Origin of the sequence: Sediminicola luteus (genome assembly GCF_002514735.1) — a bacterium.
Lineage (GTDB): Bacteria > Bacteroidota > Bacteroidia > Flavobacteriales > Flavobacteriaceae > HQA918.
Map to the genome: position 1 here is coordinate 1,075,626 of NZ_KZ300476.1, position 14,228 is coordinate 1,089,853.

5 protein-coding genes and 1 rRNA gene are annotated in these 14,228 nt (G+C 46.7%); 3 read left to right on the forward strand and 3 right to left on the reverse strand.

The window, feature by feature from the left end:
- The first annotated feature begins 280 nt into the window (after positions 1–280).
- The 3 genes from B7P33_RS04465 to B7P33_RS04475 are packed head-to-tail and all read left to right on the forward strand — an operon-like array spanning position 281 to position 12,800.
- Complete coding sequence (locus tag B7P33_RS04465) at positions 281–9,901, forward strand: Calx-beta domain-containing protein (RefSeq protein WP_172435849.1); 9,621 nt, start codon at positions 281–283, stop codon at positions 9,899–9,901.
- Positions 9,902–9,928: 27 nt separating this feature from the next.
- Positions 9,929–10,834 (forward strand): PorP/SprF family type IX secretion system membrane protein, encoded by a 906-nt coding sequence (locus B7P33_RS04470; protein WP_097440720.1) that lies wholly within the window; start codon positions 9,929–9,931, stop codon positions 10,832–10,834.
- 10 nt (positions 10,835–10,844) lie between these two features.
- Positions 10,845–12,800 carry an OmpA family protein gene (locus B7P33_RS04475; protein ID WP_097440721.1) on the forward strand — a complete coding sequence of 652 codons (1,956 nt, stop codon included), beginning with the start codon at positions 10,845–10,847 and terminating at the stop codon, positions 12,798–12,800.
- An 11-nt stretch (positions 12,801–12,811) separates the two neighbouring features.
- Here B7P33_RS04475 and B7P33_RS04480 read toward each other — a convergent pair whose 3' ends face one another.
- The 3 genes from B7P33_RS04480 to rrf form a co-directional block, all read right to left on the reverse strand.
- On the reverse strand, positions 12,812–13,321 hold the full coding sequence (locus tag B7P33_RS04480) for a hypothetical protein (protein WP_097440722.1): 510 nt from the start codon (positions 13,319–13,321) through the stop codon (positions 12,812–12,814).
- Between the two features lie 182 nt (positions 13,322–13,503).
- Positions 13,504–13,830 carry a hypothetical protein gene (locus B7P33_RS04485; protein ID WP_097440723.1) on the reverse strand — a complete coding sequence of 109 codons (327 nt, stop codon included), beginning with the start codon at positions 13,828–13,830 and terminating at the stop codon, positions 13,504–13,506.
- 283 nt (positions 13,831–14,113) lie between these two features.
- Positions 14,114–14,225, reverse strand: a 5S ribosomal RNA gene (gene rrf, locus B7P33_RS04490).
- Between the last annotated feature and the right edge of the window lie 3 nt (positions 14,226–14,228).

Here is a 14,228-nt window from a genome sequence, read left to right on the forward strand (position 1 = left end):
TCCCGCATAATCAAAGGGCTTATCGACAAAACGCATACCGATAAAAACAGGTGTTTTATCCATTTTTTAGCCTTTTACCGAAAAATACAAGGGCTTAAACCTATTATTTCCAAATCAATAGCCCCTCTAAGCTTACTTTGTTCCTAGTTAACCGAATCCTATTGCTATTATAACCTACGACCTATAAGGAAATAAATACCCCTATTCCCTTTTAGACCAAAGATTTAAGGCACCGACACGCACATGTCGGAACAGGGTTCCTATGCTCAAATCTTTCGTTATGGCACAACCAAAACGTTACTTCGTCCTACTAATCGGCTTATTGCTTTTGCTCAGTACACCTAAGTTAGCACAAGCCCAATTGAAAAAATCGTTCAACCCTAGATTCTCCCAGAGTATCCATGGCGACATGACCACCATTGCCAACAATGTAATCTCGCGTCATGCCACCAACGATTACAACCCCGATTACCCTTATAGTAACCACGATTTCACGGACAACGTGTTCGTCGATATCGACAGTGACAGCTCGACCTTCAACTCGAGTAGTGCCCAATTCAACAATCCGGCTCCGGGAGCTTCTTGTTTCGAATTGGAAAAAGTGTTTCTATACTGGGCCGCCGCCGATAAACCCTATGACTCGGGTAGCGGTAACGGAGGTACCGAACCCAATTGGGCCTACAACCAACTTAAGTTGATGTTGCCCGGGCAAAATGCCTATCAAACCCTTACGGCCGATGAGACCATTTACAACGGACGGGCCGATTCTTTTGGAAACGCCCCATACATCTGTGTAAAGGATATTACCCAATCGGTAAACGGTCTGAGTTCACCTTTCGGGAAATATCAAATCGCCAACCTAAAAGCTACCGAAGGAAAATTAACCTCTTATACCGGAAACAATACCGGTACCTCTGGCGGATGGCAAGTGGTTTTTGTTTACAAAAGCCCTTCATTAGCCCCAAAAAACATTACCCTTTTCGATGGTTATGCCCATATTACCAAACATAGCCACGGATACGAAATTCCGATGAATGGTTTTGCCACCGTACCCTATGGTCAGGTTAACGCCAATCTGTTGATCGGTGCCCTCGAAGGTGATGCCGGCCTTGGTGGTGATAAACTTCAATTGAAAAACACTTCCGGAAGTTGGGTAGATTTAAGTAGTCCGGCCAGGGATAGTAACAACTTCTTCAATAGTAAGATTACGTTATCCGGCAATGCTTTTAATGATAGAAGTCCGGCCAGTGCCAACACCCTTGGTTTCGATGCCGGTGTCTTTGCCCTACAAAACAATGGTAACACGCTTATCGGTAACAATCAAACTGCGGCTACCTTTAAAATGACCTCCGACCAAGAGACCTATGGACTGTATCTTTTGGGCTTTTCGGTAGAGGTTTGGGAACCAAATCTTGGGGCCTTGGACCTAACCACCCAAAGTAATGGTACCACTTTTGCCCCGGGTGATTCCGTAGGTTTTAACCTGAAACTTCAAAACAGTGGTAATGACGAGGTCAAGGACCTTACCATAGCCACTACCATTCCCCCTTATGCCGATTTAGGTGATATGGGCGGATTACCTTCAGGGGTTAGCTATAGTTTTGACCCTCTAAGTCGCGTATTGACCTTTAGCGTGGCCAATGGTACCATCAACATTGGTGATGCCGCATTGGATATCCCTTTTGAACTGACCTTAAAAAACAGTTGTCATTTTCTAGAGGAAGCCTGTGTTTCCGAATTCGGACTACAGGCTCAAGCCACTTACAAAGGGGTATTGAACCCGAATCAGCAGAATACTCTTAGCTCTGGATCTTTGGATAATTGTGGTCAAGGTTTACACGACCCTACCTTACTACAAATAACTCCAACCGAAATGGCCTGGACCACGGAAGCCGGTAGTTTGGATAGGACCGTGGAATGTAGCGATACCGATGCCCTAGCCACTGCCCAAGCCTTGGCCCCGGTAATCAATAACTGTAACTTGGATTTGACAAAGACTGAAGGTAGTTTGGTTCCGGATGCTACTTGTGAATATATCGGAACCATTACCAATAGCTGGACCTTTACCGATGCCTGTGGGAATACCATAGAAGCTTTTACCCAAACCATTAGGGTACAAGACACCCAAAAACCAAGTTGGACGACTACACTTCCAGAACATACGGTAGCTGCGGTAAACGACATTCCCGTTGCCGAGACCTTAGCCGCCACGGATACTTGTGATACGGAAGTTGACATTCAATTCCATGAAAGTGTTGTGGGCGATGGCAACAGCAATACCTATACTTTGGTTAGAACATGGACAGCTTCCGATTGTGCCGGAAATAGCATATCCCATACCCAAAATATTTATGTATCGGAGCACGGCTTACCTTTTGGTTTGACCCTATTCGATGCCGAGGTCAACGAGTCGGCCGGAAATGTTTCCGTTAGTACCATTTTGATCGGTCAACAAGCCGAAGCCTTTACGGTTAGCGTGCAAACCCAAGACGACTCGGCCATCGCCTCTGAAGACTATACCCAATCGAACAGTTCCCTTCAATTTAACGGTTCCCACGGACAAGTGGTTGATTTTGTCATCCCTATCGAAGACGACGCTATCGTAGAACCCACCCAAGCCTTTAAAGCCATTTTGGGTAGCCCGAGTTTAAGCGCAGTACAAGTAAACGATGGTGAAGCGCTTATTACCATTTTAGACAACGACACCGCTGCTTTGAGCGTTCAAGATTATAGTATTGACGAAGCTTCGGGTAACCTAAATGCCTACATTACCTTATCGGGTAATGTACAACATGCTTTCGATGTCACCTTTACTACTATTGGTGCTGGGGAAAGTAGTTATGCTGCCACAGCCACTTCAAATTCCGATTTTACTGGGGTAAGTCAGCTCGTTAGTTTCCCGGCCCAAAGCACCAACGGACATAGCATTGCTGTTACTATTCCAATTATTGATGATAACCTGATTGAAGCTTCGGAGACCTTTATTCAAGAATTAAGTAACGTTTCCAATGCCCAGATTAATCTAAGTACCCCAACGGCTGAAGTTACCATAACCGACAACGATGCCATCGCCGGGACCGGGATCGCTTTCGACACCACTTCTTTAGAGGTAAACGAAGCTGCCGGAACCATCAGTTTGGATGTGTTGTTGACCGGAAATGTGGACGGTGGGTTTAGCGTGGATTTTGCTACTGCCAATGGTTCGGCCGAGGCGGGTAACGACTATACCGCCAATAACGGGACACTGAGTTTTGTTGGTACTAACGGAGAAACTCAAACTATTACTGTTCAAATAACCGACGATGCCCTTATCGAGAACACCGAGGACTTCTTCGTCAACCTTTCGAACATTACCACCACTTTGATCGGGATCAACACCCCGCAGGCTACCGTATCCATCTTGGATAACGATGCCATTGCCGGGACCGGGATCGCTTTCGACACTACTTCCTTGGAGGTAAACGAAGCTGCCGGAACCATCACTTTGGATGTGGTACTGACCGGAAACGTAGCTAGTGGCTTTAGCGTGGATTTTGCTACCGCCAATGGTTCAGCCGAAGCCGGTAACGACTATACTGCCAATAATGGAACACTGAACTTCATCGGAACGAATGGAGAAGTACAGACCATCACCGTTCTAATAACCGACGATACCCTTATCGAAAACACCGAGGATTTCTTCGTCAACCTTTCGAACATCACCACCAACTTGATCGGGATCAATACCCCGCAGGCAAGCGTAGCTATCTTGGATAACGATGCCATCGCCGGGACCGGGATCGCTTTCGACACCACTTCCTTGGAGGTGAACGAAGCTGCCGGAACCATCAGCTTGGATGTGGTACTGACCGGAAACGTGGACGGTGGCTTTAGCGTGGACTTTGCTACCGCCAATGGTTCGGCCGAAGCCGGTAACGACTATACCGCCAATAACGGAACACTGAACTTTAACGGAACTAACGAAGAAACTCAAACTATCACTGTTCAAATAACCGACGATACCCTTATCGAGAACACCGAGGATTTCTTCGTCAACCTATCGAACATCACCACCACTTTGATCGGGATCAATACCCCGCAGGCCAACGTATCCATCTTGGATAACGATGCCGTTGCCGGGACCGGAATCGCTTTTGACACCACTTCCTTGGAAGTAAACGAAGCTGCCGGAACCATCACTCTGGATGTGGTACTGACCGGAAATGTGGACGGTGGGTTTAGCGTGGATTTTGCTACTGCTGACAATTCAGCTGAAGCTGGTAACGACTATACCACCAATAATGGAACACTGAACTTCAATGGTAATAATGGTGAAGTACAAACTATCACTGTTCAAATAACCGACGATACCCTTATCGAAAACACCGAGGATTTCTTCGTCAACCTTTCGAACATAACCACCACTTTGATCGGGATCAACACCCCGCAGGCTACCGTATCCATCTTGGACAACGATGCCATCGCCGGGACCGGAATCGCTTTCGATACCACTTCTTTGGAAGTAAACGAAGCCGCCGGAACCATCAGTTTGGATGTGGTATTGACCGGAAATGTGGATGGTGGGTTTAGTGTGGATTTTGCAACCGCCAATGGATCGGCCGAAGCCGGTAACGACTATACAGCCAATAACGGAAAATTGGATTTTGCCGGTACTAACGGTGAGATTCAAACTATCACGGTTCAAATAACCGACGACGTCCTTATCGAAAACACCGAGGATTTCTTCGTCAACCTTTCGAACATTACCTCCACTTTGATCGGGATCAATACCCCACAGGCCAGCGTATCCATCTTGGACAACGATGCCATCGCTGGGACCGGAATCGCTTTCGATACCACTTCCTTGGAGGTAAACGAAGCTGCCGGGACCATCAGTTTAGATGTAGTACTGACCGGAAACGTAGACGGTGGGTTTAGCGTGGATTTTGCTACCGCCAACGGTTCTGCCGAGGCCGGTAATGACTATACCGCCAATAACGGAACACTTAACTTTAACGGAACTAACGGAGAAACTCAAACTATCACTGTTCAAATAACCGACGATACCCTTATCGAGAACACCGAGGATTTCTTCGTCAACCTTACGAACATCACCACTACTTTGATCGGAATCAATACCCCACAGGCAAGCGTAGCTATCTTGGACAACGATGCCATCGCTGGGACCGGGATTGCTTTCGATACCACTTCTTTTGAGGTAAACGAAGCTGCCGGGACCATCAGTTTGGATGTGATTCTGACCGGAAACGTGGACGGTGGCTTTATCGTGGATTTTGCTGCCGCCAATGGTTCAGCCGAGGCCGGTAACGACTATAACGCCAATAACGGAACACTGAATTTCAACGGAACCAATGGTGAAGTTAAGACCATCACCGTAAGCATCACAGACGATACCATTATAGAGAACACCGAGGATTTCTTCGTCCACCTATCGAACATCACCACCGCTTTGATTGGGATCAATACCCCACAGGCCAGCGTAGCTATCTTGGACAACGATGCCATCGCCGGTACCGGGATCGCTTTCGACACCACTTCTTTGGAGGTAAACGAAGACGCCGGAACTATTTCTTTAGATGTAGTATTGACCGGAAACGTAGACAGTGGCTTTAGCGTTGATTTTGCCACTGCCAATGGTTCGGCCGAAGCCGGTAACGACTATACCACCAATAACGGAACACTGAACTTCAATGGAACCCATGGAGAGTTTCAGACCATCACTTTGGATATCACCGACGATACCCTTATCGAGAACACCGAGGACTTTTTCGTCAACCTTTCGAACATCACCACTACCCTTATCGGGATCAATACCCCACAGGCCAACGTGTCCATCTTAGACAACGATGCCATCGCCGGGACCGGGATCGCTTTCGACACTACTTCCTTGGAGGTAAACGAAGCTGCCGGGACCATCAGCTTGGATGTGGTACTGACCGGAAATGTGGACGGTGGGTTTAGCGTGGATTTTGCTACTGCTGACAATTCAGCTGAAGCTGCTAACGACTATACCACCAATAATGGAACACTGAACTTCAATGGTAATAATGGTGAAGTACAAACTATCACTGTTCAAATAACCGACGATACCCTTATCGAGAACACCGAGGATTTCTTCGTCAACCTTTCGAACATCACCACTACTTTGATCGGAATCAATACCCCACAGGCCAGCGTAGCTATCTTGGACAACGATGCCATCGCTGGGACCGGAATCGCTTTCGACACTACTTCCTTGGAGGTAAACGAAGCCGCCGGAACTATTTCTTTAGATGTAGTACTGACCGGAAACGTAGACAGTGGCTTTAGCGTTGATTTTGCCACTGCCAATGGTTCGGCCGAAGCCGGTAACGACTATACCACCAATAACGGAACACTGAACTTCAATGGAACCCATGGAGAGGTTCAGACCATCACTTTGGATATCACCGACGATACCCTTATCGAAAACACCGAGGACTTTTTCGTCAACCTTTCGAACATCACCACTACCCTTATCGGGATCAATACCCCACAGGCCAACGTGTCCATCTTAGACAACGATGCCATCGCCGGGACCGGGATCGCTTTCGACACTACTTCCTTGGAGGTAAACGAAGCTGCCGGGACCATCACTTTGGATGTGGTACTGACCGGAAACGTGGACGGGGGCTTTAACGTGGACTTTGCCACTGCCAATGGTTCAGCCGTGGCAGGGTCTGACTATACCGCCAATAACGGAACACTGAGTTTTGCTGGCACTAATGGTGAGATTCAAACTATCACTGTTCAGATAACCGACGATAGCCTTATCGAGAATACCGAGGATTTCTTCGTCAACCTATCGAACATCACCACCACCTTGATCGGGATCAATACCCCGCAGGCCAGCGTATCCATCTTGGACAACGACGCCATCGCTGGGACCGGGATCGCTTTCGACACCACTTCCTTGGAAGTAAACGAAGCGGCCGGGACCATCAGCTTGGATGTAGTGTTGACCGGAAACGTGGACGGCGGGTTTAGCGTGGACTTTGCTACCGCCAACGGTTCAGCCGAAGCCGGTAACGACTATTCGGCTAACACAGGTTCCTTGAGCTTCAACGGTGTGGATGGCGAAGTACAGACCTTCACTGTTCAAATAACCGACGATGCCCTTATCGAAAATTCCGAGGACTTTTTCGTCAACCTTTCGAACCTTACCACCACCTTGATCGGGATCAATACCCCACAGGCCAGCGTTTCCATCTTGGACAACGACGCCATCGCTGGGACCGGGATCGCTTTCGACACCACTTCTTTAGAGGTAAACGAAGCTGCCGGGACCATCACCTTGGATGTGGTACTGACCGGAAACGTGGACGGTGGCTTTAACGTTGATTTCGCTACCGCCAACGGTTCAGCCGAGGTTGGTAACGACTATACCGTCAACAACGGGACACTAAGTTTTGCCGGAACTAATGGTGAGATTCAAACTATCACTGTTCAAATAACCGACGACACCCTTATCGAAAGCACCGAGGATTTCTTCGTCAACCTTTCGAACATCACCACCACCTTGATCGGGATCAATACCCCGCAGGCCAGCGTGTCCATCTTGGATAACGATGCCATCGCCGGGACTGGGATCGCTTTTGAAACCACTTCTTTGGAAGTAAACGAAGCCGCCGGAACCATTAGCATGGATGTGGTACTGACCGGAAACGTGGACGGTGGCTTTAGCGTGGATTTTGCCACTGCCAACGGTTCTGCCGAAGCCGGTAACGACTATACCGCCAACAACGGGACACTGAATTTCAACGGTGTTGATGGCGAAGTACAGACCATCAGCCTGAACATTACCGACGACACCCTTATCGAAAGCACCGAGGATTTCTTCGTCAACCTTTCGAACCTTACCACCACCTTAATCGGGATCAATACCCCGCAGGCCAGCGTATCCATCTTGGATAACGATGCCATCGCCGGGACCGGGATCGCTTTTGAAACCACTTCTTTGGAAGTAAACGAAGCCGCCGGAACCATCAGCTTGGATGTGGTACTGACCGGAAACGTGGACGGTGGCTTTAGCGTAGATTTTGCAACTGCCAATGGTTCAGCCGAAGCTGGGTCTGACTATTCCGCCAACAACGGAATACTGAGTTTTGTTGGTACTAACGGAGAAACTCAAACTATCACCGTTCAAATAACCGACGACACCCTTATCGAAAGCACTGAAGATTTCTTCGTCAACCTTTCGAACATCACCACCACCTTGATCGGGATCAATACCCCACAGGCCAGCGTGTCCATCTTGGATAACGATGCCGTTGCCGGGACCGGAATCGCTTTCGATACCACTTCCTTGGAGGTAAACGAAGCTGCCGGGACCATCAGCTTGGATGTGGTACTGACCGGAAACGTAGACGGTGGCTTTAGCTTGGACTTTGCCACGGCCAACGGTTCAGCCGAAGCTGGTAACGACTATACCGCCAACAACGGAAGTTTGAATTTTACTGGTACTAACGGAGAAACTCAAACTATCACTGTTCAAATAACCGACGATGCCCTTATCGAGAACACCGAGGATTTCTTCGTCAACCTTTCGAACATCAGCACCACCTTGATCGGCATCAATACCCCACAGGCCAACGTGTCCATCTTGGATAATGACGACCATGGGCATTTCCCTGCCGATAGTACGGTAGAATGCGGTACGGTTCCGGTTCAAGAAGCTTTGATTTTCAACACCAGCTGTGAGGTAACCCAATCGTTTTCCGAAAGTTTTACTGGCCAGGACGATGACTGTACTGCCGAATATCAGATTGTTCGTACTTGGGAAGCTATCGATTGCGCGGGTAACCTAATCACCCATACCCAAACGATAACCGTAATCGATACTAGCGCACCGATTTTCAATGAAAACCTACCCCAAAACCTAACCGTAGGTTGTAATGAGATTCCGGATGCCGCCGTGCTGACCGCCACCGACAATTGCGATCCGGAGGTTAACGTAGTATTTGAAGAAACCGTTACCAACGATGCCAATTGTGCTCTAGGGTATAGCATTAACCGTACCTGGACCGCTACCGATTGCGCTGGTAATTCCGAACAACACACACAGATAATCACAATTCCTGAAACCGGGGATATTACCCCAAATGGTTTCGCTGAAAACCTCGAAATCATTTGTGGCGATGACATGCCTGAATGGCCTACCCCAACAATTACCGGCGGATGTGGCGACTATGTTATTGAAACCTCGGAAGAAACCCGTTTCCAAGACGATACCGATGATTATAGTATCATCAGAACTTGGTTCGTGGTCGATGCCTGTGGTAACACCCATAGTTTTGAACAACACATTTTGGTAAAACAATTGCCCAAAGAAACCATTGAACTGGAATTATGTGTAGAAGACGAGGTCGTTGACCTTATGGATTACCTTCCTCACAACTTTGAAGATCAACAGCACGTAAGTTTGATGTTACTTGGCGAGAACCAACAAACCTTGGCCACTACCCTGTTCAATCCTATGGAATACGAGGCTGGCACCTACACTTTGGCCTATAGTGCCCATAACAGTAGCTGTATTTACTATGCCGATTTCGAAATAATGATCAATACCGATTGTGTACCCTGCGGAAGGGATCAGATCAAGGTTTCCAAAGCCGTTACACCCAACGGAGATAACGTAAACGATGTATTCAGTATCGGCGGGGTAGAATTCTGTGATATGCGGTTCGACCTAATGATCTTTAACCGCTGGGGAGACAAGGTTTACGAAAGTACCGATTACCGAAACGATTGGGCCGGACAAGCCCCGGGTGGTTCTTTCGGGAACTCGGGCGAACTCCCCTCCGGAACCTACTACTATATATTAAAAGTAAGCAACAAAGATTTTGAGCCTATCAACGGGTACATCTACCTAGGCACCAAATAATTATCCTGAATCTTAGAAACGTACACCATGAAAAAGATTTATCTAACCCTAAGTATCGGTTTACTGGCCCTGTCCCAATCGCTTTGGGGGCAACAATTACCCCAGTTTACCCAATATATGTACAACACCATTTCGGTAAACCCTGCCTATGCCGGTAGCCGAAATACCCTGAGCCTTACTGCCCTGCACCGTAACCAATGGGCCGGACTCGAAGGAAACCCTAGAACAAGTACCCTTTCGATTCATGCCCCCTTACGCAATGACCGGGTCGGTGTCGGATTTTCATACATCAACGACCGTTTGGGCTTTGAAAAGACCAACTATGTTTACGGCGACTTTTCCTATGCCATTCCCGTTTCTTCGGAAGCCAAATTGGCTTTTGGGCTAAAGGCCGGTTTTACCAATTATCAACTGGAAAACCCCGACCCAACCGATATGTTCTTCGATGCCGATTTTAACAAATGGTCACCCAATATGGGGGCTGGGGTATACTTATCCACCTCTAGATGGTTTGCCGGATTTTCTTCGCCCCGTCTGTTCAATACCGATTTGAACGAAGGGGAGTTCAAAGCCTTGGAGCGTAACAGTTATTACGCTATTGGGGGTATGGTATTCGACCTTTCGGCCGATCTAAAATTCAGGCCCACCGCCATGGCCAAGATTACCAATGGGGCGCCCGCATCCTACGATGTTACCGGCACCCTATTATGGCAAGAAAAACTATGGATCGGGGCATCTTATCGGTTTAACGATGCCGATGGTTTCGGTGCCTTTATGGATTACAAAATTGGACAACAACTACGTATCGGGTATGCCTACGAGCAACCTACGGGCAGTATTAGACCTTATACCGGCGGGACCCACGAGATCATCTTGATCTTTGAGGTCTTGAAACCAAAATCCGGAAAATTTATCTCACCACGCTATTTCTAAATACACGATCATGAAAAGAACACTTCAAATCGTAGTACTCCTATTGACCCTAGGTCACCTAAGTAGTGGAAGGGCCCAATATGGTGCCCAAAAAAGGGCCGATCACCTTTTCTCGCAGTTCGCTTATGCCAAAGCGATTCCGGAATACCAAAACATGTTGGCGGGCGATTTTAATACCGCACATGCCCACAGGCAATTGGCCGAATGTTATGTATTGCTACGTGACTACCACAAAGCCCTACCTCATTTTAAGGCCGTTATTAACGATGAGGGCACTCCAACGGATTTTTATTTGAAATACGGAATGGCCTTGATCAGTGTAGGCGAAAAGAAAGCGGCCGCGGCTTGGTTAAAGAAATACAAAAAGACCAATCCGGAAGACAGACGCGCCATGAAACTCTTGAAAGATGGCAATTTGGCTTCCATTGTCTTTAACAGTAGACAACGATATGCGCTACAAGAACTGGCTTTTAACACCTCCGAAAGCGATTTTGGGGGCTATATGTACCAAGGCGAACTCTATTACGCCTCGGGACGCAAAGACCTAAACACAGGCGATACCTATGGGTGGAACGATGAAGCCTGGTTGGATATCTATCATATAGATCCCGCAAATCCAATGGATACACCCAGCCCTATTTCCGGTGACATCAATTCGAAATACCACGAGAGTTCCATGATCGTTACCACCGATTATAAAAAGGATACGGTAATCTATTTTACGCGGAATAATTTCTTCAATAATAAAAAGGCCTATGGTCTAAAAAAGGAAGTCAACTTAAAGATCTACAGCGCTATTAAGAAAGATGGCAAATGGGTAGAAAACCGCAGTTTGCCCATCAACTCCGATTATTATTCCACAGGACACCCTTTTGTTAGTCCGGATGGAAAACGCTTGTACTATACCTGTAACCGACCTGGGGGCTTTGGGGGCACCGATATCTATTATTCAGAAATACACGAACGTGGTAGAATCGGAAAACCCATTAATGCCGGGCCTACCGTAAATACCGCCGGAAACGAAATGTTCCCTTTTGTTAATGCCGAGGGCCAGTTGTTCTTCTCTTCGGACGGACACCCTGGTTTTGGCCAATTGGATGTGTATTCCGCCGTAACAGATAGTCTGGGTACCATAACCGACATCATCAATCTGGGAAGCTCTCTAAACAGTAGCGCCGATGATTTCGGATTCTATGCCGATAAAGATGGCCTAAACGGTTTTGTAAGTTCTAATAGGGCTGGCGGAAAGGGCAGCGATGATATTTATGCCTTTACGTTTACCCCCTCCTTAGGGGTAGAAGGTTATATTGCCGACGGTGTCAATGGTCAGATTTTGGCCGGCGTACACGTCGCACTCTTCGACCAAACGAATGGAAGACTTATGGCGGAAACCTATACGGATAGCACGGGCTATTATACCTTTCCTATAAATCGAAATGCCGCTTATTTAGTTGAAGCAAGTAGTAAGACCCACCCAAAGGGAGAACTATACTTGAACACTTCTGGAACCGCCAGAAAAACGAAAATGTTACGTAGGGATGTAACCTTACAACCTGTTTTGGACCTGAAGGTATTGGCCGACTTGAATAAAATCTATTTTGATTTCAACAAAAGTGATATACGCCCAGATGCCGCCAAAGAATTGGATAAAGTAGTTCGATTGATGACCATAACCTATCCGGAAATGGTAATCCGACTAGAAGCCCATACCGATCCCGTAGGAAGCCATACCTATAACGATAATCTCTCGGAAAGTAGAGCCCGGTCTACCTATCGCTACCTAATCGAGCATGGTATTGCCAAAGAACGGATCCTTTCGGTTAGGGGTTATGGTAAACGCAAACCCATAAACGATTGTCTAGGCAAAACCGACTGTAGCTCCGAAAAACTGGAATTGAACCGACGTACCGAATTTCCTATCGTAAGTTTAAAAGGTCCGGTATCCGATAGCGAATTGGCCAAATAACACCCTATTATCTAAGCACTAATGGGGTTCTGGTTCTCTGGGGCCCCAAAGGCTTGGGGATTAAGTTCACGCCTCAACAAACATGTCGGGGCTTTTTTACAAGGTACTTGTTCCTTACACAAATATCCTTGGTTCTTAGACTTAGCAATGCTTGTTTGCTTTGTTAGGTCTGCAATCCATTCTACTGCTGTAGCGTATTCTTCAAATAAGCGCATTTCACCATCGTAAAACCCTTGTTCCATGGGAAAAATACCCTGTGTCCTTAAATTGGTATCAACTACTGCTATACCTTTTAAATTAGGCCACCGATGCAATTGTCGATAAACATGTGGGTTAATGGAATACGAATTTTCCCTTAGACTGATATAGCCAAATTCTTTATCTTTAAAATGGGTATCGATTACTGCCTCATAATATTCGAGTACGCTTGAATCGATAAGGGCACCATACTTCATTTTTCCAACAACACAATGCTCGTAAACGTTCAAGGTTCCGAACTCGAGCTCATAACAGGCCAACATAGGTTTTTCATTTTTGGGGTTTGGTTCTTTCCCAAATGTATTTCACGGTTTTTATACTACCGTGCTTTTGTTGTCAAATGGATGGGATTCGTTGTGAAAATATCCTACCTACAAACCCGCTTACAGGGCGCCAAGTATTACTGTCTTTTTGGCCGAAGTATTCAGCTACAAAACGTACTTTACTATACGGTCTTGGCAGGATCTGTAAGTTCTAAAACCCATTTATAGGCTTTTTTTAGATCTTGAAAAAGATGCATGGGTCCTTTAAAAAATGCCGATTCGACCGGAAATGTCTTTTCTGCTTTGGCCTCCAGATCCACTATGGCAAAACATTTTAAATTTTCCCATTTCCCAATGGTCTTGTATACATGCGGATTTACGGAATACGAATTTACCCTAATGGTCATATAACCGAAATCCGTATTTCGGAAATGAGTATCGACCAAGGCGTCAAAATATTCCAATTGGGGTTCATCTACCAAAATACCATAATCCATAATTACCACCATGCAATGGTTATATATCATGACATTACAAAAATCTAAGGAATAGGACGCCTTCATGAAGCTGGTTAATGCGTACCTAAAGGTACAAAATTGTGTATTCTGAACCTCTTAATTATAGGATTGTCCATATAATACTTCCTAACTACAAATATTGCCAATCCCATATGGCCAAGTCTGATATATATATAAGTATTTTATGAGAGCATTGGATTTTACGGAAGCTCTTTTTCCGAAGTTTATAGTTAGGCCATAAAAAAACCCCCAACGATAAGTTGGGGGTTTCAAAGAAAGGCGGCGACCTACTCTTCCACTTGGTGTAGCAGTACCATCGGCGCTGGTGGGCTTAACTTCCCTGTTCGGTATGGAAAGGGGTGGGCCCCACCGCAATGGCCACCTTAGGC

Excerpts from the sequence above, each read along its gene's own strand:
- B7P33_RS04465 (WP_172435849.1), top strand. The coding sequence starts at position 281 with ATGGCACAACCAAAACGTTACTTCGTCCTACTAATCGGCTTATTGCTT.
- B7P33_RS04470 (WP_097440720.1), top strand. The coding sequence starts at position 9,929 with ATGAAAAAGATTTATCTAACCCTAAGTATCGGTTTACTGGCCCTGTCC.
- B7P33_RS04475 (WP_097440721.1), top strand. The coding sequence starts at position 10,845 with ATGAAAAGAACACTTCAAATCGTAGTACTCCTATTGACCCTAGGTCAC.
- B7P33_RS04480 (WP_097440722.1), bottom strand. The coding sequence starts at position 13,321 with ATGTTGGCCTGTTATGAGCTCGAGTTCGGAACCTTGAACGTTTACGAG.
- B7P33_RS04485 (WP_097440723.1), bottom strand. The coding sequence starts at position 13,830 with ATGGTGGTAATTATGGATTATGGTATTTTGGTAGATGAACCCCAATTG.